Source organism: Paraburkholderia sp. BCC1885, from assembly GCF_900996235.1.
Lineage (GTDB): Bacteria > Pseudomonadota > Gammaproteobacteria > Burkholderiales > Burkholderiaceae > Paraburkholderia.
Window position 1 is genome coordinate 658,896 of record NZ_CAAJGM010000208.1, and the last position, 22,144, is coordinate 681,039.

Here is a 22,144-nt window from a genome sequence, read left to right on the forward strand (position 1 = left end):
GGGATTCGAGGGAGTCGCGGGGTTACTTCGGAGCCTTATATTCTATGGCAGAGGCAAATTGCTGCAATGTGGCTTGGGGCACTTCCCCCAGCAGAGTAATCCAGAAGTCGCCGCGACGCTTCACCAGCACGTGCGTCGCCCCACTATTGCCCGCGCCTTCCTTGCGCGTGTTGTTTTCGACCGGCTCGACGAACACCGAGATCGCAGCCAGACCGTCGGAAAACACCGCCTGATCGACCGGGATGGGCGGCGCAGCCGGGTCCGCCGACGCCATCGGACGGCGCAACTCACGAATCTTGTGGAAACCCGGCACGGAGGGCGCGATATCCCAGCCCTGCGCTTCCATGTCGACCGGCTCGACCGGCGGCTTCACCATCGTCCAGCCCGCGGTGTTATGGATGCCGTTGACGATGGCGCTTTTGTCGCCCGCGACGCCAATGCTGATCTGCGAGAACGACAGCTGCTCCAGCACCTGCCCGCTCGGATCGAGCGTCTGCGCACGCAGCAGCAAGCCGGTCTTTTTGTCGGCCCACAATTTGTAAGCGAAGCGATAGGCGTCTTTCGGGTCGAGTTCGACGACCTCGCTGTCGATACCCGCCACGCGGTCAGTGCCGAGCAGTTTCGGCTCGTAGACCGACAGCACGTCGTCGCTGGAAGCGGTGAGCAGTGCCGGGAACGAATCCTTGTTTTGACGTTTTTCGACGACGCACAGATGCCGTTCGGGGATGAACGTGTACATGTCGTCGTTATGGCGCAACATCTTGCGCGGCTTGCCGTCGAGGCTTTCGAGCTGTTCGAACTCGCCGTCGCTGTGAGTAGCGTAATGGGCGATGCGCGAGGTCTGGACGAAATTGCCCCGCTGATAGACGAACGCGCCTTCGTAATTCTGCTGCTGGGCAGCCTGATGAATGCGGTTGAGCAAGTCCGCCGCAGTGCGGCGGACGACGAGCGGATCGTCTGATTGCGCAAAGACACGCGGTGTGGCTGACAACAATACGGCTGCACAGAAAAGAAATGCCGGCAGCCGCCCCCAGATAGTCGTTTTATTCAACCGCAGTGTCTGCATCAGACTATTGGCCTTGCGTGGTCGTGGCGGAAGTACGAATCAGCGGCATCGAACCGGGCATGACCGGCTGCTGCGCGAACTGCTGATGGGCTTCCAGATACTGGTCGAGACTGGCGTCACGAATGATGTTGCCGTCCTGCACCGGCTGCGCGGCGGCTGTCGGCACGGGCGCCATGGCCACCCGCTGCAAGGAATCACCGTGCGTCTGGACGGACGCCACCTGACCCACCGAACCGCCGGGCACGCCTTGCAACTGCGGCACGACGATCCACGTCAGCGTGGCGGCGGCCGCGGCCACCGCGAATGCCGGCACGACGCGGCGGCGCAGCGCCAGCAGACGGCGGGCAGCCGGCAGCGCTGCGGGCGCGAGCACGTGAGGCTCCTGCTCGAGACGCGCGGCAAAACCGGCGAGGAACGCGCTGCTGGCCGCCGGACTCACCGCCAGATCGTCCGACCGCAGAGCGTCGCCGATCAGATGGTAATGCGACCAGGATGCACGATCTTCGTGATCCAGTTCCGAAATAAACTTGTTCAGATGCTCTTCGCCGAACAGCTCACCGTCGACAAAAGCGGACAGACGCTCGCCTCGCGAGCTTGCTTGCGATTGCATCGAGACCGACCTCATGATGCTCCCCATCTTACGGACACCCCTAGTGACACCACCTAACCCAGATATTGCCCCATTGCCCCGCCGGGCTAGCCGGTGTTTACCAGCGTTTGCCTTCGGGTGTGTCAAGCAATGGACGCAATTTTGCCGCAATGGCTTCGCGAGCGCGAAAAATTCGTGATCTGACCGTGCCGATGGGGCACCCCATCATCTCAGCGATTTCCTCGTAACTCAAACCTTCAATTTCACGAAGAGTAATGGCGGTGCGCAACTCTTCCGGTAAAACCGCCATTGCAGCATTGACCGTCTCAGCGATCTGCTTGCTCATCAACATCGACTCAGGCGTGTTGATATCCCTTAGTTGGTCGGCGTCCGAGAAAGTTTCAGCTTCTTCAGCATCTGCTTCGGTCGACGTGGGTGCGCGCCGCCCCTGGGTCGCAAGGTAATTCTTTGCCGTGTTGACCGCAATCCGGTACAACCACGTGTAAAACGCCGATTCGCCGCGGAATTGGGGCAATGCCCGGTAGGCCTTGATAAAGGCGTCCTGGGCCACGTCCTCAACCTCGGCGGGGTCGCGCACCAGGCGCGAGATCAGCCGGAGGATCTTGCGGTGGTATTTGGAGACCAGAAGCTCGAACGCCTGCTTGTCGCCCTTCTGGACGCGTTCGACCAGCACCTGATCAATTTCTTTTTCGCTCACCTGATAAATCCGTTAACTATAGGGCGCATCGCGGGGCACCATTGTAGCGTCCCCATCATCGCGTCACCGAACTAAGGTAACAGCGGTTACAGTCGTTACAGTCAGACGCGGCCGGCCCGCCGGCCCAGCACGGCCAGTTCGCGAAACGCCTCGGCGCAGAGGGCGTCAGCCGCGATCAGTAAAGCACGGGAACGGCCGCCGGCGTCGGCGAGCACCAGAATGAGAAGCCGGCCGCTCCACTGCGAGCACCCGGCAATACGGCCCTGCACGAGCAGTTTCCCCGCACGGTTCCAGACGACGAGCTCATCCGGCCCGATTTTGATGGCGTGAGGCTCGCTGCGCCAATGCCGCTCCGCGCCAAGCAGCAGAAAGGCTAGCACAGCTAATGTGGCAGGGACTGCCTGCATGGCGCCGAGCCTGGCCGCCAGACATGACTGCACGGCCGCGACGGCTATCAGGACAAAAACCAGCGTGAGAACGCGCAGCGCCACCGAACGCCGCAGCGTGATCAACGGCGCCCCATGGGACGAGGCCGGTCCTGGCGGGAGCGCCGGACCGGCCTGCATAGGGTGTTGCGCGGACTTTGACGTCAAACGGCGAAGCCTGCTCAGGCGCGCTTGAAAACCAGCGTACCGTTCGTGCCGCCGAACCCGAACGAGTTCTTCAGCGCGATGTCGATCTTCATCTCCCGCGCGGTGTTGGCGCAGTAATCGAGATCGCAAGCCGGATCCTGATTGAAGATGTTGATCGTCGGCGGCGACACCTGATTGTGCACGGCGAGCACCGTGAACACGGATTCGAGACCGCCGGCGCCGCCCAGCAGGTGGCCGGTCATCGATTTGGTCGAATTCACGACCATGTTCTTCGCGTGGTCGCCGAAAGCGCGCTTGATGCCGGTGGTTTCCGCCAGGTCGCCCAGCTGCGTGGAGGTGCCATGGGCATTGAGGTAGTTCACCTCGTCCAGGTTCACGCGTGCGTTCTTCAGCGCGGCCAGCATGCAGCGGCGCGCGCCGTCGCCATCTTCCACCGGTGCGGTCATGTGATACGCGTCGCCGCTCATCCCGTAGCCGCTCACTTCCGCGTAAATCTTCGCGCCACGGGCCTTCGCGTGCTCGTACTCTTCGAGCACCATCACGCCGGCGCCTTCGCCCAGCACGAAACCGTCGCGGTCTTTGTCCCACGGGCGGCTCGCCGTTGCCGGGTCGTCATTGCGCTGCGACAGCGCGCGCGCCGCCGCAAAGCCGCCAATGCCGAGCGGCGACACGGTGGATTCCGCACCGCCCGCGATCATGACGTCGGCATCGCCGTACTCGATCAGGCGCGATGCCTCGCCGATGCAATGCAGGCCGGTGGTACACGCCGTGACAATGGCGAGGTTCGGGCCTTTGATGCCGAATTTGATCGACAGGTGGCCGGAGATCATGTTGATGATCGAGGCCGGCACGAAGAACGGCGAAATCCGCCGTGGACCGCGGTTCAGCAGCTCGGTTTGGGTCACTTCGATCATCGGCAGACCACCGATGCCCGAGCCGACCACCACGCCGATGCGCTCCGAATTCTCGTCGGTGACTTCGAGCCCGCTGTCCTGCATCGCCTGGATGCCGGCCGCCACGCCGTAATGGATGAAGGTATCCATATGGCGCGCTTCCTTACCGGGGATGTAGTCCTCGATATTGAAGCCCTTCACCTCGCCGGCAAAGCGGGTCGTGAAGTTCGACGCATCGAACTTCGTGATATTGGCAATACCCGACTTGCCTGCGACCAGATTGGCCCAGCCGTCGGCAACATTATTGCCAACAGGCGAAATCAGCCCCAGGCCTGTAACAACAACACGACGACGGCTCACGGTAACCTCTTTTTCATAGGTGACAAAAGCAAAAGCCACAGCGGCTACAGGAATCAGACCTGTGAGCCCTGTGGCTGTTTAACCTGGAAACTGCGCTCGAAACCTCGCTGGCGCCAGCCCCGCGAATGCCGAACAGCGGCCCGACAGGGCGTCACACGCCGCCAAACCAGCAACGCGGGCGCGAATGACCTTAGGCCTTGACGTTTGCGCGAGCGTAGTCGATTGCTTGCTGAACGGTGGTGATCTTCTCAGCTTCTTCATCCGGAATTTCCATGCCGAATTCGTCTTCGAGGGCCATCACGAGTTCGACGGTGTCGAGCGAGTCAGCGCCGAGGTCGTTCACGAACGATGCTTCGTTCTTGATCTCCGCTTCCGCAACGCCCAGTTGTTCTGCGACGATCTTCTTGACGCGCTGTTCGATATTGTCCATTAACCCCTCCAAGGGAAAAGAAGTTCAAAAATACAGGTGCGCGCATTTTATCAGGTTTGCCCCTGCAAAAAAGCGGCGCGCACGGTTCCTGTCAAGGCATCCGCCTCGCCGCGTCAAGAAACGCGTCACGGCGCGGATGGTACCCGAAATCCGTTACGACATGTACATGCCGCCGTTCACGTGCATTGTCGTGCCGGTGATGTAGCCGGCCTGCGGCGAAGCAAGAAACGCGACGGCGTGTGCGATGTCTTCCGGGCTGCCCAGCCGGCCAAGCGGAATCTGGGCTTTCAGGGCGGCTTGCTGCTCTTCCGGCAGGGTCTTCGTCATGTCGGTGTCGATGAAGCCCGGCGCAATGCAATTCACGGTAATGCCACGGCTGCCGATCTCGCGCGCCAGCGCCCGCGTCATGCCCGCCACGCCGGCCTTGGCGGCCGCGTAGTTGATCTGCCCGGGGTTGCCGGCCGAACCGACCACCGAAGTGATGTTGATGATACGGCCGCCACGCGCCTTCATCATCGGCCGCAATACGGCGCGCGACAAGCGAAATACGGCCTTGAGATTGGTGTCGACCACCGCGTCCCAGTCGTCGTCCTTCATGCGCATCGCCAGTTGATCCTGGGTGATGCCCGCATTGTTCACGAGTACGTGCAGCGTGCCGAATTCCTTCACGGTGCCGTCGATCAGCGCTTCCGCCGCGGCGGCGTCGTTCACGTTCAGCACAACGCCACGGCCGTTTACGCCCGCATCCCTAAAGGCTTCGGTGATCGCGCTTGCGCCGCTTTCACTGGTGGCCGTGCCGATCACCGTGGCGCCCTGGCGTGCCAGTTCGAGCGCGATGGCGCGGCCAATGCCGCGCGAGGCGCCCGTCACGATTGCGATCTGCTTATCGAGAGTCTTTTCCATCTGTAGTCCGGATTGCCCGCGAGGGCGGATTGCGCGTTAGCTGAGTGGATCTTGCCGAGTCTTGCAGCGAGGCTTGCGCGGCAGCGCTTCAGGCCGTCACGAGCTTGAGCGTTTCTTCGAGCGAAGCCGGGTCGAACACCGAAGCACCGACCAGATTACCGTCGATACGTTTGGTCAGGCCCGCCAGCACCTTGCCGGGGCCGCATTCGATCACGTGCGTCACGCCCTGCCCCGCCATGGCCTGCACGCACTCCACCCAACGCACCGCGCCGGCGGCCTGGCGCACCAGCGCGTCCTTGATGGCGGCCGGTTCGCTGACCACGGCCACGTCGACGTTATTGACCACCGGAATCGCCGGCACCTGCACTTCGACATTCGCCAGATACTCGCGCAACTGGTCCGAAGCGGGTTTGAGCAGCGACGAATGGAACGGCGCGGAGACCGGCAGCGGCAGCGCGCGCTTCGCGCCCTTGGCCTTGGCGATTTCGCAGGCCTTCTCGACCGCGGTCTTATGACCGGCAATCACAACCTGTGCGGGCGCATTGAAATTCACCGCTTCCACGACACCTGCCGACGCCGCTTCGGCACACACCGCGCGCACCGTGTCGTCGTCGAGACCGAGAATGGCGGCCATGCCGCCTACACCGACCGGCACGGCCGTCTGCATGGCTTGCGCGCGAAAGCGCACGAGCGGCACCGCGTCGCGGAACGCCAGCGCACCCGCGGCGACCAGTGCCGTGTATTCGCCGAGGCTATGACCGGCGACGAGCGCCGGCGCCGGGCCGCCCGCCGCCTGCCACGCGCGGTAGATTGCATACGCGGCGGTCAGCATGACGGGTTGGGTATTGGTGGTGAGATTCAGGTCGTCCGCCGGACCTTCGGCGATCAGCTTGCCCAGATCCTGGCCGAGCGCGTCGGATGCTTCCTGAACCGTCTCGCGCACGATGGCGTGATCGGCAAAGGCATTGAGCATGCCGACCGATTGCGAGCCTTGACCAGGAAAAACAAACGCAAATTTCATAGGATCCTCAAAATTCGATATTTCAGATGCGCGCGGCACACGGCCGGATCGACACCATCGAGCACTGCGAGCGGCGCCTACGCGCCGACTCACGCAGCGATCAATAGCGGATCACCGAGGCGCCCCACGTGAAGCCGCCGCCGACGCCTTCGATCAGCACGTTCTGGCCGCGCTTGATGCGGCCGTCGCGCACGGCGACGTCAAAGGCGAGCGGGATGGACGCAGCCGACGTATTGCCGTGCTCGCCCACCGTGACGACCATCCGTTCCTGCGGCAGGCCGAGCTTGCGGCACGTGCTTTGCATGATACGGATATTGGCCTGGTGCGGAATTAGCCAATCGACCTGGTCGGCCGTCAGGCCAGCTTTTTCGAGCGCTTCGACCGCGACCTTTTCCAGCACGTTGACGGCGAGCTTGAACACCGCCTGGCCGTCCATATGCAGGAACGCGCTGCCGGCGATCACGCCGCCGTTCACGTTACCCGGCGTGCAGAGAATATTGGAATGGCTGCCGTCCGCGTGCAGCGCGCTCGAAAGCACGCCCGGCTGTTCGGAGGCCGAAAGAATGACGGCGCCGGCGCCGTCGCCGAACAGCACGCAGGTGGTGCGGTCGTTGAAATCGAGCAGGCGCGAGAAGGTCTCGGCGCCGATCACGAGCGCGGTGCGATGCTGGCCACTGCGGATGAAACTATCCGCCGTCGCCACGGCATAAGCGAAACCGGAGCACACGGCCTGCACGTCGAACGCCGCGCCGTTGTTCTTGATGCCGAGCTTGTTTTGCAGCAGACACGCCGTGCTGGGGAACACATAGTCCGGCGTAGAGGTGGCGACGATGATCAGGTCGATCGATTGCGGGTCGACGTCGGCGGCCTCGATCGCGCGCTGGGCGGCGATGAGCGCGAGGTCGCTGGTCGTAACATCGGGATCGGCAAAGTAGCGCGCATGAATGCCGGTGCGGGCCACGATCCACTCGTCACTCGTCTCGACGCCTTGCTTCGCGAGACGATCCGCCAGTTCCTGATTGCTGACGCGTCCGGGCGGCAGATAGCTGCCGGTGCCCAGCACGCGGGAATAAATTGTTGATTGAGCCATTATGCCTTCGAGGATAGCGCAGCGTAGGGCTCGGCTGGCTGGCCCGCGGCCGGGCTTGCGTGACCCGCGCCGTGTGCTTCGCGCGTGGCCTGTTCCAGAGAACTCGCATTCTCTTCCATCGCCCGCGCAAGTCGTTCCAGCACGCCGTTTTTGACGGCATCATACCCGCGTTTGATCGCCCACTCAAACGCGTAGGCGTCCGCCGAGCCGTGACTCTTGATCACGAGACTGCGCAGGCCGAGCAATGCGGCGCCATTGTATTGCCGGTGGTCGACGCGCTTCTTGAAACGCATCAATACCGGCAGCGCGAGCACGGCCATCACCTTGGTCAGCCAGGAACGGCCGAACTCTTCCTTGATGATGTTGTTCAACATCTGCGCGAGCCCTTCGGACGTCTTCAGCGCGACATTGCCGACAAAACCGTCGCAGACGATCACGTCGGTCGTGCCCTTATAGATGTCGTCGCCCTCGACATTACCGTGGAAATTCAGTGTACTCGCCCGCAGCAGCTCGCCCGCGCGCTTGATGGTCTCGTTGCCCTTGATGACTTCCTCGCCGATATTGAGCAAGCCGATCGTGGGACGCTCCTTGCCGCCGAGCGCCGCCACGAGCGCATGCCCCATCTCCGCGAACTGCAGCAGATGCTGCGGCTCGCAGTCGACGTTGGCGCCCAGGTCGAGCATCATCGTATAGCCAGTGGGATTGGGGAGCGCGAACGCAATCGCCGGGCGTTCGATGCCCGGGAGCGTTTTCAGAACATAGCGGGACACGGCCATCAACGCGCCGGTATTGCCGGCGGAGATACAGGCCTGAGCCTCGCCTTCCTTGACGCGGTTCAGCGCCACCCGCATCGACGAGTCTTTTTTCTTGCGCAGCGCGACTTCAACCGAATCGTCCATGGCGACGACCTCGGAAGCAGGCACGACGATCAGCGAAGGCTGGCTCTCAGCCTTCAACTTTTTCAGTTGCGCGCGAATGGCGCTTTCGATGCCGACGAGCATCAACTGCGCATCGGGATGCGAACGAACGAAATTGACAGCTGCGGGAACGGTCACGGACGGGCCGTGGTCGCCCCCCATGCAATCTATTGTGAGCTTTACTGTCATGGAGTGCGACGAATTTCAGGCGCTCCGCATGGGATTGCAACAGGCGTTAAAGCGCCAACTGCAATCGACACAAAAAAGCGGCAATGGAATGCCGCCTTTTGCCGAGCCGGGAAAATGTCAAGCGAGCCGATCGCCACGCGAAACGCCAAGAGGCGCAACGCAGTGCAACGATTAGTCGTTCTTCGTCTTGACGACTTTCTTGCCGCGATAGTAGCCGTTCGGGCTAATGTGGTGACGCAGATGCACTTCACCCGTGCTCGGTTCCACAGCCAGCGGCGCTGCGCCGAGGAAATCGTGCGAACGGTGCATGCCGCGCTTCGACGGCGACTTCTTGTTTTGTTGGACTGCCATGATAACTCCTAAAAATTTTCCGAATTCTAACACAGCCCGATACTGCAATCGCCACTGGCCGGATGGCCAACGCGCCGCATCGTGCTCCTATGCAACTGTTCAGTGCTTCTCGCCGCCGGAACCGCCCTTCTTGAGCGCTTCGAGCGCCGCAAACGGATTGGGCCGCGCGGGCTCGCCGCCCTCTTCGGCTTCATCTTCTGCAGCTTCGTCGCCCTCTTCTCCGGCCGCCCCTGACACGAGCGACTCGTGCACTTCGGGACAGACCTCGTGCTTGGGCACCAACGGCAAATTCAGCAGCAACTCTTCTTCGATCAAGTCGACAAGATCGAAATGGGCCGAACCCACGATCACGTCGACTTCATCCTCGTCGAGCGGAAACTCTTCGGCTTCCGCCTCGGTGTTGACGATCCGGTAAATCGCATCGACGTTGAACGCCTGCGAATACGGCGCGAGACACCGCTGACATTCGAGCCATGCCGACCCGTGAATCGCCAGCCTCAGATAAGGCTGCGGACCCTCGGTGCCGTCGTCCTGCAATTCCGGTTGCGTCGTCCCTTCGGCCTGCCAGGTGAATGCGCTTTCACGCTCTGGCGCTTCTGCCGGGACTTCGTTTAACATGCGCGGCAGTTGCGAGACGCGCACGAGACCCGCGGCCTGGCGCCCACTACGCGCGAATTCGAACAGATCGAGATCATGCGGGTCGGCGAGACCGGCAGGTTTGCCAGGATGTTGAGTCATGTGCGCTCCTGCGTCGGCACGGATTGAGCCGGGGTAATCGGTATGGTGAGTATGCTGCCTGTTACGGCACGTCTACCACGAGACAAACCCTGATCGCAGCGAGGCTGCGGGAGGGTTTTCAGGCGGCTTTCCGCAGTTCTCATGCAGCTTCCATGTGAACGCAACTTCGCATACCGATGAAAAGCCCAAAATCATATCCGTTTTGTCTTTTCGAGTCAAACACTTAAGCCCGTATGCGCGAAAGCCCGTGCGGCCTGCCCTCTCTAGCCGTTGGTTCACCATGCCGGATACCTTTTCCCGCCCGCCACGCCTGATTCTGGCGTCGAGTTCGCGCTATCGTCGCGAGCTGCTCGAACGCCTGCGCGTGCCGTTTGACGTCGTCGTGCCTGCCGTCGACGAGACGCCGCAAGCGGGCGAAACGCCCGAAGCCACCGCGCTGCGTCTTTCCGAAGCCAAAGCGCGCGCCGTCGCCGCCCGGCTGGCCGAGGGCGAGCATGCGCTCGTGATCGGTTCAGACCAGGTCGCCACCTACGACGGCCTGCAGATCGGCAAGCCCGGTTCGCACGACAAGGCGCTCGCACAATTGCAGGCCATGCGCGGCCGCGAGGTACTGTTTCACAGCGCGCTGTGCCTGTTCGATAGCCGCAACGGCCGCGCGCAAACGCTCGACGTCATCACGACCGTCCGCTTCAGGAATCTGTCAGACGCCGCGCTCGACGCCTATCTGCGCGCCGAAACGCCTTACGATGTCGCCGGCAGCGCCAAATCCGAAGGACTCGGCATTGCGCTGCTGGACGCGATCGAATCGGACGATCCGACAGCGCTCGTCGGACTGCCGCTGATTGCCTTGTCGCGGATGCTGCTGGCCGCCGGTTTTCCACTGTTGGGGGCGCAATGAGCGGCACACTGTATCTGATTCCGAACACGCTCGGCGAAGGCGACGCCGAGGCGCTCGACGCCGTTCTGCCCGCGCCGGTGCGCGCCCGCGCCGCGGCGCTGCACTACTACATCGGCGAAAACGCCAAAACCACGCGGGCGTTCCTGAAGAAGGTCGGCACCGAGAGGCCCATCCAGGAAATCGAGATCCGCGAACTGAACGTGAACACGCCGGCGGGCGAGATCGACAAACTGCTCGCGCCGATTCTGGGCGGCACGGATGCCGGCCTCGTCTCCGAAGCCGGTTGCCCGGCCGTGGCCGACCCCGGCGCGCTACTGGTACGCCGGGCCCATGAGCGCGGCGTCAAGGTCGTGCCGTTCGTAGGACCGAGTTCGATTCTGCTGGCTTTGATGGCGTCCGGCCTGAACGGCCAGAGTTTTGCGTTTCACGGCTATCTGCCGGTGGATGCTGTTGAGCGCGCCAAGCGGTTGCGCGATCTGGAGCAGCAGTCGCGCAAGGCGAAGCAGACCCAGATCTTTATCGAGACGCCTTATCGGAATAAGGCCCTGCTCGATACGCTGCTGGCGACCTGCACGCCGTCGACGCTGGTCTGCGTCGCGGTGGACCTGACGCTGGAATCGGAGACGATTGCCAGCCGCACCGTGGCGGACTGGAAAAAAGCGCCGGCGCTCGATCTGCACAAGCGTCCGGCGATTTTCCTGCTACTGGCGGTCTGACAGAGACGAAGACGCCCGCTCCGTCTGGTCGGGCGGGCCGCTGACGCCGCGATAAGCGACGCTCAGCAATCGTTCTTTACCGCACGCTCATCTTCCCGCCCATCACCATCGCATGCACGGCGGCGCTGCCCACGGCGGCGCCGAACTTGCGCGCCACGCGGTCGGTGATGCTTTCCTTCACCGTGTAGTCGACGATATCCGGCGCCTTGATGATTTCACGCGCCACGTAGTCGGAATCGCCAAAGCCATCGGCGAGGCCGAGGTCGACGCTTTGCTGGCCGGTCCAGAACAGACCCGAGAAGATGTCCGGCGTTTCATGCAGCCGCTTGCCGCGGCCTTCCCGCACCGCGTCGATGAACTGCTGGTGGATCTGGTCGAGCATTTCCTGCGCGTGGGCGTCCATCTTCGGCGTTTCCGGCGAGAACGGGTCGAAAAAGCCCTTGTTCTCACCCGATGTATGCAGGCGCCGCTCGACCCCGAGCTTGTCCATCAGCCCCGTGAAGCCGAAGCCGTCCATGAGCACGCCTATCGATCCGACGATGCTCGCCTTATCCACGTAGATCTTGTCCGCCGCCGCGGCCGCGTAGTAGCCACCGGAGGCGCACATGTCGCCCACCACCACATACAGCGGAATTGACGGGTATTTAGTGCGCAAACGGCGAATATCGCGGTTGATGATGCCCGCCTGCACCGGACTGCCGCCCGGACTGTTGCAGCTCAGGATCACGCCCGCCGTGCCGGCGTCGTCGAAGGCGCTTTCCAGCGCGGAATCGACGTCGTCGGCGTTGGCGTTGGTGTCCGCGGCAATCTCGCCGTCGAGCGAGACCAGCGCCGTATGCCGACCGGTGGTCGCCACCTTCTCGCCGGAAAAGTCGAACACGCCCCAGACGATCAGCAACAGAACAATGATGAAAATAAAGCGGAAAAAGATTTTCCAGCGCCGCGCCGCGCGCTGTTCACTGATTGCCGCCAGCGCAATGCGTTCGAGGGCGGCGCGTTCCCAGCCCGGTTCATCGGTGGGCGTCGGCTTGCGGCCCGCTGAGGACGGTTGGTTCGGATCGGGAGTGAGATTGTCGGCCATGCGTCGCAGATCGAAGAGTCAGGGAGTGACCGGACACAGGTCGTGATCCGGCAGCCAGAATACCGCGCGGCCATCCGGTGTATCCCGTTCGTCGACCTGAACGGGACGCAGCCTGCCGCCACGGCACGGACCGCCGACACATTTACCCGTGTCCGGCGCGTAAATTGCGCCGTGCGTGGCGCACATCAAGTATAAGCCCGAAGATTCGAAGAACTGGCCTTCGACCCAGTCGAGCTCCATCGGCACGTGCGCGCAGCGGTTCAGATAACCATAAGCCTCACCACCATAGCGGACAAAAAAGACAACTGCGTCGCCGCCGGCATATTTCGCCGCGCGACGCAGCCCCGCGCCGCCTTCGACCAACTCGGCGGAGGCGCAGATCCGCACTGGTTCCATGGCGGTGGGGTCGCTCATGTGGTCACGCTCATTTTCTCGCTCAGGTTGCTCACGCGTTTTCGAGCAGCCAGGCGGACAGCACGCCGACGCTGGAAGCGACGAATTTCGGTTCCAGCGCGACGAGCGAGGCAGCCGGATGGGCGCCGTAGGTCACGCCGATGCCGGCCACCCCGGCGTTGATCGCCATCTGCAGGTCGTGGGTGGTGTCGCCGATCATCACCGTGCGCGTCAGATCCTGCCCCAGTTCGCGGGTCAGTTCATGCAGCATGGCCGGATGGGGCTTGGAGAAGGTTTCGTCGGCGCAGCGCGTGCCGTCGAACAGGCTCGTCAGACGCGACTGGTCGAGCGCACGGTTCAGGCCCACGCGGCTCTTGCCGGTGGCGACGCCCAGCAGATAACCCTGGTCGCGCAGCGCCTGCAGCATCTCGCGCACGCCTACGAACAGTTCGGTGGTCTGGTCTTTGACGAGATAGTGGAAGCGATAACGTTCGGCAAGACGCGGATAATCCACCGGATCGAGCGTGGGCGCGGCGATCTGCAGCGCGTCGCGCAAGCCGAGGCCGATCACATAGCTCGCCGCCTCATCCGCCGGCACCGGCAAGCCGAGATCGCGGCAAGCCGACTGGATGCTGCGCGTGATATGCACGGTCGAATCCATCAAGGTGCCGTCCCAATCGAAGACGATCAGGTCAAATTGCTCTCTAGCCATGCGATTCTGTCTCCGGGTTTGACCCTTTATTCAATTCATTGAGCTGATCGACGAAGCGCCGGCATTCCGCCGGCAGCGGCGCCTCGAACTGCAGCACCGCGCCGGTGGCGGGATGATTCAGCTTGAGCCGATAGGCGTGCAGAAACATCCGCTTCAGTCCCGGCCGCGCGTTGGTGCGCGCCAATTCTTTATTCAGTGCGAAATCGCCATATTTCGCGTCGCCGACGATCGGCAATTCCAGATGCGCGAGGTGAACCCGGATCTGATGCGTGCGGCCGGTCTTCAGTTCCGCCTCGAGCAGCGCGTAATCCGGCCAGCGGCTGACCAGGTTGAAAACGGTGTGCGACGCCAGCCCGTCCGCCTGCACCCGCACGCGGCGCTCGCCGTCGGCGGTCAGATACTTGTGCAGCGGTTCCTTGACCGCGCGGCGGCGGCCCCAGTCGCTCGCCCATTCGCCATGGACGCACGCATAGTAGCGCTTGTCCATTTTGTTCTCGCGGATCTGCTCGTGCAGACCCACCAGCGCCGCGCGCTTCTTCGCCAGCATCAGCACGCCGGAGGTCTCGCGGTCCAGCCGGTGCACCAGTTCAAGGAATTTCGCCTCGGGACGCGCCTCACGCAATTGCTCGATCACGCCGAACGCCACCCCGCTGCCGCCATGCACGGCGACGCCGGCCGGTTTGTCGATCACCAGCATGTGGTCATCTTCAAAAAGAATATTGAAATGGCCAGCCGGGATCGGTGTGTGAGCGCTCGCTTCGGTTCCCTGAGCAATGCGGATGGGTGGCACCCGCACCAGATCGCCATGTTCCAGACGGTACTGGGCGTCGACCCGGCCCTTGTTTACACGCACTTCCCCGCTGCGCAGGATGCGGTAGATGTGGCTTTTCGGCACGCCTTTGCAGACGCGTAACAGGAAGTTGTCGATGCGCTGTCCGGCCGCGCCGTCGTCGATCTCGATCATCGAGACCTGGTCGCTTGCGACCGATTTCTGGGATATTTTGCCTAACTCTTTCATTCTGAATATAATTTGCCCAGCAGTCTGCGGCGGCCGGCGCATTGTCCGGTATTCCGGCGGTCTGCGCAGGTGCAAGCGATAAACAGTCATTTTACTTGCGCCCGGGTCTGGTTGCTCACCCGCATAACGAGATGCAACAAGTTGTACGCACGGAGTCAGCACCCGGCAGGGACGGCGCCCACAGGCGCGTTCGGTCACGGTCGGCTCCGCGGTAACGGAATTTTGGTAAAAAAGAATTTAACTGCGAAGCCTTGGTATCGGGCGGTTTGACGCCCTGCAGGACGGGGCTTCCAGTTGCGAAAATACGGCGTGCGCCCGAGGCGTCTTGTAGAAAGTACAAGACATGGCGACGTCAAAATGAGGCGAGACACCCCCGGCGAGAAAAGACGCGCCTTTTGCGCGAACTTCCCGCTGCGGCATGACCCCATCCTTCGGCCCTCCGGTCACGCGCCCAGTTGGCGCACCGGCGCGAGTGGACGAAGGCAGATGCAAGGTCAGCCGGCAGAACCCGCGGCGTGTCGGGTCATTATTTGAAGCCGTGTTCGCATGTGCCCTGCGGCACCGTGTCCTTTTATGTGTGGACCGGGCCCTCTCAGGCAATTCTCCCCGCCATTTTTCCCGCTCCAGCGTGCTTGTGAAAACACAATAAGGCGCGGCATGCCGCTGCCCTGAAACGTCCTTTGCGTCCGACAAACGCGAGGCGTGGGCAAGCTAAGCCGCTCTGGAGCCGTTCAATGAAACGAATGTTGTTCAACGCGACGCAGCAGGAAGAACTGCGCGTAGCCATCGTCGATGGGCAAAAACTCATCGATATTGACATCGAAACCGCCGGGCGCGAACAGCGCAAAGGCAATATTTACAAGGGCATCATCACCCGCATCGAGCCGTCGCTCGAAGCCTGTTTCGTCAACTACGGCGAAGACCGTCACGGTTTTCTGCCGTTCAAGGAAGTCGCCCGCCAGTATTTCCGTGACGGCGTCGACATGCGTTCCGCCCGTATCCAGGACGCCCTGAAAGAAGGTCAGGAACTGATCGTTCAGGTCGAAAAGGAAGAGCGCGGCAACAAGGGCGCGGCCCTCACCACCTTCATTTCGCTGGCTGGCCGGTATCTGGTTCTGATGCCGAACAACCCGCGCGGCGGCGGCGTGTCGCGCCGGATCGAAGGCGACGATCGCCAGGAACTGCGCGAAACCATGGCGCAGCTGCAATTGCCGGAAGGCATGAGCATCATCGCGCGCACGGCCGGCATTGGCCGTTCCGCCGAAGAGCTGCAGTGGGACCTGAACTACCTGATGCAACTGTGGCGCGCCATCGAAGCCGCGTCGCAAAGCGGTTCGAGCGGCCAGCCGATGCTGATTTATCTCGAATCGAGCCTCGTGATCCGGGCGATTCGCGACTATTTCCAGCCGGATATCGGCGAAATCCTGATCGACACCACCGAAATCCATGACCAGGCTCGCGCCTTCATGGATATCGTGATGCCGGACAATGTCGGCAAGGTGAAGCGGTATCACGACGATGTGCCGCTTTTCTCGCGCTTCCAGATCGAACATCAGATCGAAACGGCGTACTCGCGCACGGTGCCGCTGCCTTCGGGCGGCGCGATCGTGATCGACCACACCGAGGCGCTGGTCGCCATCGACGTGAACTCGGCGCGCGCCACCAAGGGCGCCGACATCGAGGAAACCGCCGCGCGCACCAACCTCGAAGCCGCCGACGAAGTGGCCCGCCAGTTGCGTCTGCGCGACCTGGGCGGCCTGATCGTGATCGACTTCATCGACATGGAATCGGCCAAAAGCCAGCGCGAAGTCGAGCAGCGCCTGAAAGACGCCCTCAAGCACGACCGCGCGCGCGTCCAGATGGGCAAGATCTCGCGCTTCGGCCTGATGGAACTGTCCCGTCAGCGTCTGCGCCCGGCTCTGTCGGAAGGCAGCCACGTGACCTGCCCGCGCTGTAACGGCACGGGCCACATCCGCGATACCGAATCGTCCGCGCTGCAAGTGCTGCGGATCATTCAGGAAGAAGCGATGAAGGAAAACACCGCGGCGATCCATTGCCAGGTGCCGGTCGAAGTGACCGCCTTCCTGCTGAACGAGAAGCGTGCCGAAATCAACAAGATCGAGTCGCGTTTCAAGGTCAATGTCGTCCTGATCCCGAACAAGCATCTCGACACGCCGCATTACAAGCTCGAACGCCTGCGTCACGACGACGCCCGCCTCGACGAGCCGCGCGCTTCGTGGAAGATGGCCGAAGAAGCGGCCCGCGAACTGGAATCGGAAACCGGTTACAGCAAGCGTGCCGAGGAAGTGAAGCCGAAGCAGGAAGCGGCGGTCAAGGGCATCACGCCTGAGAAGCCGGCGCCGAGCGCACCGGTTCGCCCGGCGGTCCAGGCGACGCCTGCGCCGGTCGCGGTCACGCCGGCTGGCGGCGGTTTCATCGGCTGGCTGAAGAACCTGTTTGGCGTGGCACCGGCCGCGCCCGCTCCGGTCGCTCCGGCGCCTGTCGAGAAGACGGCGCGTCCGGCCCGCGGCGATCGTCCGGAACGCGGTGAACGTACCGGCGAGCGCGGCGGTGACCGCAACCGCAATCGCCGTGGCGGCGCAACCGGCCGTGATGGCGCAGCACGCGGCGAAGGTGCGGCGGTCGGCGGCCGTCAAGCCCAGCCGTCGCAGCGTCGTGACGAACGCGAAGGACGCGAAAGCCGTGAAACCCGCGAGGGTCGTGAGCCGCGTGAGAGCCGCGAAGCTCGTGAGGTCCGCGAACCGCGCGGCAACCGTGAGCCGCGTGAAGGGCGCGAACCTCGCGAAGGTCGTGAACCGCGCGGCGAGCGCGAAGGCCGCGAAAGCCGTGCCGAGCGCGGTCAAGAACGCGCAGACCGCGGCGAAGCCGTAGAAAGCGCACCGCGCGCCGAGCGCGGCGAACGCCCGGAACGCGGCGAACGTCGTGAGCGCGGCGAACGAGCGGAACGTGGCGAGCGTCGCAAGCAACAGCCGGAAGGCGCAGAGGCAGTCGGTCAGGACGAAAACCAGGATCTGCTGACACAGAACCAGCCCGGCAACGTCGAAGGTGGCGCACCGGTCGATCAGGAAGCCGTGGCGCGCGAGGGTGAAGAACGCCGCCGCCGTCGTCGCGGTCGCCGTGGCGGTCGTCGCGAGCGTGAAGAAGAAGGCGTGAACGGCAATGTTGGCGCGGAAGGTGCGGAGGGTGCAGAAAGCGCCGAAGCAGGTAAAGGCGCCGAAGCGGACTACGAATCGGTGAGCGCAGTGAGCGAGGCGCCGGCCCAGCAGCCGCGTCACGAATCGTCGGAGGCCGCGCCGGTCGAAGTGGTCGTCGCCGCTGTCGCCACGGAAACCGCCGTGGTCGCCGAACTGCACGCCACCAGCGAAACCCCGGCTCTGGCTGTCGAACAGGCCGCCAAGGCGGAAGCCTTCGTGCCGACGCCGGCCGCTGAACCGGTCGTTGCCGAAGCTCCGGTGGTCACGCAGCAACCTGAACCGACGCCGAGTCCGGTTGCTACGGCTGCTGCAGCTGCTGAGCTTGTTCCTGCCGCGCAGGTCGCGATCGAAGCGGCGCCCGCCGCGCTCGTCGAAGCCACGCACGCAGCGGTTGAAGCGGCGAAGGTCGAAGCACCGGTGCAGGCACCGGCTGCAGTTGAGCCGGTAGTGGCCGCCGAGCCGACGGTCGCCCACGCGCCCGTCAGCGACGCAGCATCGGTGGCGCCGGCCGTCCAGGTCGCGGCTCCGGTCGAAGCCCAGCCTGTGGTCGAAGCCGCACCGCAGGTCCATGCCGAAGCCGCCGCTCCGGTCGCCCCGCAGCAGGCGTTCGTCGCCGAGCCGGCAGCGGCGCCCGTAAAAGCTGCCGAGCCGGCACAGGCTCCGGCCCCGCAACCGGCAACGCGCAGCACCGGTCTGTCGACGGAAGCCCTGGCTCCGGTGCTGGAAAGCGCTGGTCTGGTCTGGGTCAACACCGACTCGTCCAAGCTGCGTGCCGCGCAGGAAGCCGCTGCGCAGGCCGTGAAGCCGGCCCGCGTGCCGCGCGAGCGCAAGCCGCTGCCGCCGGTCGATGCCGCGCCGATGCAGCAGGTCGAAACGGCAAAGCATCAGCAGTAAGCTGCCGCGTCGGGGCGCTTGCATGGCCCCGTCACCCAGAAAGCCCGCCTTAACCGGCGGGCTTTTTGTTTTGTTATGTTGGGGCGCGCATTCGCTCCACTATGGCCCCGCCCCCCATCCGCTAGAATGAGAGTCTGTACTCCTTAAAAGCGCTGCCCCGCCATCCATGTCCCGACGCATCATCCCTGTTGCTGATGTCAGCGCGGTGCCGGCCTTCTCCGGCCCCGTGCAGACGCCAAGCGGCGTGCTGCGCGACACCCTGTCGCGTCCGCTGCGGGATTTGCGCATCTCGGTGACGGACCGCTGCAACTTCCGCTGTGTCTACTGCATGCCGCGCGCGGTGTTCGACAAGGATTACGCGTTCCTGCCGCATAGCGCCCTGCTGAGTTTCGAGGAAATCGAGCGGCTGGCGCGCCTGTTCGTCGCGCATGGCGTGGAAAAGATCCGCCTGACCGGCGGCGAGCCGCTGTTGCGCAAAAACCTCGAATTCCTGATCGAACGGCTCGCGCGGCTCACCACGCCGGACGGCCGGCCGCTCGACCTCACGCTCACCACCAATGGCTCGCTGCTGGCCCGCAAAGCTCGCAGTCTGAAAGATGCCGGCCTGACACGCGTGACAGTGAGCCTCGACGCCATCGACGACACCCTGTTTCGCCGCATGAACGATGCCGATTTCGCGGTAGGCGACGTGCTCGAAGGCATCGAAGTAGCCCACGCGGCCGGCCTTACGCCGGTCAAGGTCAACATGGTGGTCAAGCGCGGCACCAACGACGCGGAAATTCTGCCCATGGCGCGCCACTTCAAGGGCACCGGCAGCGTGCTGCGCTTTATCGAATACATGGATGTCGGCACCTCGAACGGCTGGAACATGGCCGAGGTGATGCCGTCCGCCGAAGTCGTGACGCGCATCGCCGAACATTTCCCGCTGGTGCCGCTCGAGCCGCACAGTGCCGCCGAAACCGCGCAGCGCTGGGGCTATGTCGACGGCGGCGGCGAAATCGGCGTGATTTCGAGCGTCACGCGGGCGTTCTGCGGCACCTGCACGCGCGCCCGTCTATCGACGGAAGGCAAGCTCTACCTGTGCCTGTTTGCAGCCGCGGGACACGACCTGCGCGCGCTCCTGCGCAACGGTTCGAGCGACGCTGTCATCGGCTCGGCGGTCGCCCACATCTGGCAGGGCCGCCGCGACCGCTACTCGGAGTTGCGCGGCAGCAGCGCCGCCACGCTCTATGCGGCGGACGAGCGCCGGGTCGAAATGTCGTACATCGGCGGGTAGACCACCTTGTCCACCAGGTCTGCCAGCACCGTCGCGACGGCGAATCTCACCGGCCTCGTGCTGGCCGGCGGTCGCGGCATGCGCATGGGCGGCGTCGACAAAGGGCTGCAACTATTGCACGGCGAGCCGCTCGCCGTGCACGTCCTGAGACGCCTCGCCACCCAAACCGGCGCGCGACTGATCAGCGCCAACCGCAACGCCGAAGTCTACGCAGGACTCGGCGCGCCCTTTGGCGCAGCGGTTGTGGCCGATACCGTGGCCGGCTTTCCCGGGCCGCTCGCGGGTTTGCTGGCCGGCTTGCGGGCCGCGCGCACGGAATTCGTGCTGAGCGCGCCATGCGACTCGCCCGCACTGCCGGCCGATCTGGCCGCGCGCCTCGCCGAAGCCGTCAATGCGCACAACGCCGATATCGCCACCGTCACCACCACGGACGCCGCGGGCCAAACCTCGCTTCACCCCGTCTTCGCGTTATTGCGCACGAGTCTCGCCGACGACCTCGCGGCCTTTCTGGAGGCGGGCGAACGCAAGGTGCGCGCGTGGTACGCGCGCCACAAGACGGTGGAAGTCGCCTTTCCCGATGAGCGCGCGTTTTACAATATCAATTCTTTGCAAGAACTCGCCGACCTCGAGCGTCACTGAGACGTCACGGAGGTCGTAGCCGTAGTCCTGCTCCGGCCGCACAGCGGCCACCGGCCAAGCCGGCGGCTGGACCCGCCGGGCGCATCCGGCCGCGACGCTCCTCCATTCATGACCACGCATAACGAATTCTCCAGTTGCGTCGCCCAGTACGATCCTCAAGCGCTGCCGGTCTCGGCCGCGCAGGCGATCGTGCGGCAGTGGGCCTCCCCCGTCACCGCCGTCGAACACGTGCCGCTGCACGACGCGCTAGATCGCGTGCTGGCCGAGGACATCGTCTCGCCGAGCGACGTGCCCGCGCACGACAACTCGGCCATGGACGGCTACGCGTTCCAGAGCGCCGCCCTCGCGGCTGGGTCGGGTGTCGTCGAACTCGCGGTGGCGGGTAAGGCGCTGGCCGGTCATCCGTTTGCCGGCGCAGTCGCGCTCACGCAATGCGTGCGCGTCATGACGGGCGCCAGCATGCCGGCCGGTTGCGACACAGTCGTGCCGCAGGAACAGGTGACGCGCCACGGCGAGTCGATCCAGTTCCCCGCCGCCAGCGTGCGCGGGGGCGCCAACCGGCGTCTGGCCGGCGAAGACCTCGCGCGTGGCAGTTCGGCCCTATGCGCCGGCCGCATCCTGCGCGCCTCGGATCTCGGCCTGATCGCCTCGCTTGGCATTGCGGAAGTACCCGTGCGGCGCCGTCTGCGGGTGGCGTTCTTCTCCACCGGCGACGAATTGCGCTCGCTCGGCGAGCCGCTCGAACCCGGTTGCGTCTACGACAGCAACCGCCACACGCTGTTTGCCATGCTGCGCCGCATGAATATCGACACGCTCGATCTCGGCGTGGTGCGCGACCAGCCGGCCGCGCTCGAAGCCGCGCTGCGCAGCGCGGCCGGCAGCGCCGATATGGTCCTGACCTCGGGCGGCGTCTCGGTCGGCGAAGCGGATTTCACCCAGCAGTTGCTGCAGACTTTCGGCGACGTCGCGTTCTGGAGCCTCGCCATGCGTCCCGGCCGGCCGCTTGCCTTTGGCCGCGTTTGGTCCGGCGAGCGTCCGGGGCTCGGTCTGCCGGCGCTGTTCTTCGGCCTGCCCGGCAATCCGGTGGCCGTAATGGTGACGTTCTATCAGATCGTGCGCGAAGCACTGCTGGTCATGTCCGGCGCCACGCCGCAGGCGGTTCCGATGCTGCGGGCCGCCAGCCGCGAGACGATCCGCAAGCGCGCGGGCCGCACCGAATATCAACGTGGCGTCGCCGAGCGCGATGCGCGCGGCCAGTGGCATGTCATGCCAACCGGCTCGCAAAGCTCCGGCGTCCTCAGTTCGATGAGCGAAGCCAACTGTTTTATCGTGCTCGAACATGAGCGCGCCGACGTCGACGCCGGCGAGACTGTGGATATCATGCTGTTCGACGGCCTGATCTGACGCGCGCCTGCTGCCCGCTTCCAACCCCTTACCCTTTACC

General features: G+C 64.0%; 22 protein-coding genes. 6 read left to right on the forward strand and 16 right to left on the reverse strand.

Annotated features, from left to right (window positions below; genetic code table 11):
* Positions 1-22 precede the first annotated feature (22 nt).
* The 12 genes from FQ755_RS21535 to FQ755_RS21595 form a co-directional block, all read right to left on the reverse strand.
* Positions 23-1,066: a MucB/RseB C-terminal domain-containing protein gene (locus FQ755_RS21535; RefSeq protein WP_144156792.1), complete on the reverse strand. Its 1,044-nt coding sequence runs from the start codon at positions 1,064-1,066 to the stop codon at positions 23-25.
* A gap of 4 nt (positions 1,067-1,070) precedes the next feature.
* Entirely contained in the window at positions 1,071-1,691 is a 621-nt protein-coding gene (locus tag FQ755_RS21540; RefSeq protein WP_144156793.1) for a sigma-E factor negative regulatory protein, read from the reverse strand.
* Positions 1,692-1,773: 82 nt separating this feature from the next.
* A complete protein-coding gene (gene rpoE, locus FQ755_RS21545; RefSeq protein ID WP_144156794.1) occupies positions 1,774-2,373 on the reverse strand; it encodes an RNA polymerase sigma factor RpoE in 600 nt (199 codons plus the stop codon).
* A gap of 101 nt (positions 2,374-2,474) precedes the next feature.
* Complete coding sequence (locus tag FQ755_RS21550) at positions 2,475-2,885, reverse strand: protein YgfX (protein ID WP_313957467.1); 411 nt, start codon at positions 2,883-2,885, stop codon at positions 2,475-2,477.
* A 95-nt stretch (positions 2,886-2,980) separates the two neighbouring features.
* Positions 2,981-4,219, reverse strand: coding sequence for a beta-ketoacyl-ACP synthase II (gene fabF, locus FQ755_RS21555; protein WP_144156795.1), 1,239 nt, complete (start codon positions 4,217-4,219; stop codon positions 2,981-2,983).
* A 190-nt stretch (positions 4,220-4,409) separates the two neighbouring features.
* A complete protein-coding gene (gene acpP, locus FQ755_RS21560; protein WP_004197638.1) occupies positions 4,410-4,649 on the reverse strand; it encodes an acyl carrier protein in 240 nt (79 codons plus the stop codon).
* A gap of 153 nt (positions 4,650-4,802) precedes the next feature.
* The gene (fabG, locus tag FQ755_RS21570; protein WP_144156797.1) at positions 4,803-5,552 is read right to left on the reverse strand and encodes a 3-oxoacyl-ACP reductase FabG; all 750 of its coding nucleotides are present in this window, start codon (positions 5,550-5,552) and stop codon (positions 4,803-4,805) included.
* Between the two features lie 88 nt (positions 5,553-5,640).
* Positions 5,641-6,573, reverse strand: coding sequence for an ACP S-malonyltransferase (gene fabD / locus FQ755_RS21575; protein ID WP_144156798.1), 933 nt, complete (start codon positions 6,571-6,573; stop codon positions 5,641-5,643).
* Positions 6,574-6,673: 100 nt separating this feature from the next.
* Complete coding sequence (locus FQ755_RS21580) at positions 6,674-7,663, reverse strand: beta-ketoacyl-ACP synthase III (RefSeq protein ID WP_144156799.1); 990 nt, start codon at positions 7,661-7,663, stop codon at positions 6,674-6,676.
* Positions 7,663-8,769, reverse strand: a complete 1,107-nt coding sequence (gene plsX / locus FQ755_RS21585; protein ID WP_144156800.1) for a phosphate acyltransferase PlsX — start codon at positions 8,767-8,769, stop codon at positions 7,663-7,665. Before plsX ends, FQ755_RS21580 begins: the two co-directional genes overlap by 1 nt.
* A 171-nt stretch (positions 8,770-8,940) precedes the next feature.
* Positions 8,941-9,120, reverse strand: coding sequence for a 50S ribosomal protein L32 (gene rpmF / locus FQ755_RS21590; protein ID WP_076785234.1), 180 nt, complete (start codon positions 9,118-9,120; stop codon positions 8,941-8,943).
* Between the two features lie 99 nt (positions 9,121-9,219).
* Positions 9,220-9,858, reverse strand: a complete 639-nt coding sequence (locus FQ755_RS21595; RefSeq protein ID WP_144156801.1) for a DUF177 domain-containing protein — start codon at positions 9,856-9,858, stop codon at positions 9,220-9,222.
* A gap of 280 nt (positions 9,859-10,138) precedes the next feature.
* On the opposite strand from FQ755_RS21595, the gene FQ755_RS21600 reads away from it, so the two are divergent.
* Entirely contained in the window at positions 10,139-10,756 is a 618-nt protein-coding gene (locus tag FQ755_RS21600) for a Maf-like protein (RefSeq protein WP_144156802.1), read from the forward strand.
* Positions 10,753-11,472: an SAM-dependent methyltransferase gene (locus FQ755_RS21605; RefSeq protein ID WP_144156803.1), complete on the forward strand. Its 720-nt coding sequence runs from the start codon at positions 10,753-10,755 to the stop codon at positions 11,470-11,472. Before FQ755_RS21600 ends, FQ755_RS21605 begins: the two co-directional genes overlap by 4 nt.
* A 76-nt stretch (positions 11,473-11,548) precedes the next feature.
* Here the strand turns inward: FQ755_RS21605 and FQ755_RS21610 are convergent, their stop codons facing one another.
* The 4 genes from FQ755_RS21610 to FQ755_RS21625 are packed head-to-tail and all read right to left on the reverse strand — an operon-like array spanning position 11,549 to position 14,676.
* Positions 11,549-12,553, reverse strand: coding sequence for a S49 family peptidase (locus tag FQ755_RS21610; protein WP_144156804.1), 1,005 nt, complete (start codon positions 12,551-12,553; stop codon positions 11,549-11,551).
* Positions 12,554-12,571: 18 nt separating this feature from the next.
* Positions 12,572-12,967 (reverse strand): Rieske (2Fe-2S) protein, encoded by a 396-nt coding sequence (locus tag FQ755_RS21615; protein WP_144156805.1) that lies wholly within the window; start codon positions 12,965-12,967, stop codon positions 12,572-12,574.
* A 31-nt stretch (positions 12,968-12,998) separates the two neighbouring features.
* The gene (locus FQ755_RS21620; protein WP_144156806.1) at positions 12,999-13,658 is read right to left on the reverse strand and encodes an HAD-IA family hydrolase; all 660 of its coding nucleotides are present in this window, start codon (positions 13,656-13,658) and stop codon (positions 12,999-13,001) included.
* Entirely contained in the window at positions 13,651-14,676 is a 1,026-nt protein-coding gene (locus tag FQ755_RS21625) for an RluA family pseudouridine synthase (protein WP_144157104.1), read from the reverse strand. Before FQ755_RS21625 ends, FQ755_RS21620 begins: the two co-directional genes overlap by 8 nt.
* A gap of 734 nt (positions 14,677-15,410) precedes the next feature.
* Between FQ755_RS21625 and FQ755_RS21630 the strand changes: the two genes are divergently transcribed.
* The 4 genes from FQ755_RS21630 (at position 15,411) to glp (ending at position 22,104) form a co-directional block, all read left to right on the forward strand.
* Complete coding sequence (locus FQ755_RS21630) at positions 15,411-18,785, forward strand: Rne/Rng family ribonuclease (protein ID WP_144156807.1); 3,375 nt, start codon at positions 15,411-15,413, stop codon at positions 18,783-18,785.
* A gap of 166 nt (positions 18,786-18,951) precedes the next feature.
* Complete coding sequence (moaA, locus tag FQ755_RS21635) at positions 18,952-20,061, forward strand: GTP 3',8-cyclase MoaA (protein WP_144156808.1); 1,110 nt, start codon at positions 18,952-18,954, stop codon at positions 20,059-20,061.
* 78 nt (positions 20,062-20,139) lie between these two features.
* Entirely contained in the window at positions 20,140-20,700 is a 561-nt protein-coding gene (gene mobA / locus FQ755_RS21640; RefSeq protein ID WP_260858782.1) for a molybdenum cofactor guanylyltransferase MobA, read from the forward strand.
* A gap of 108 nt (positions 20,701-20,808) precedes the next feature.
* Positions 20,809-22,104: a gephyrin-like molybdotransferase Glp gene (gene glp / locus FQ755_RS21645; protein WP_144156810.1), complete on the forward strand. Its 1,296-nt coding sequence runs from the start codon at positions 20,809-20,811 to the stop codon at positions 22,102-22,104.
* The last annotated feature ends 40 nt before the right edge of the window (positions 22,105-22,144 follow it).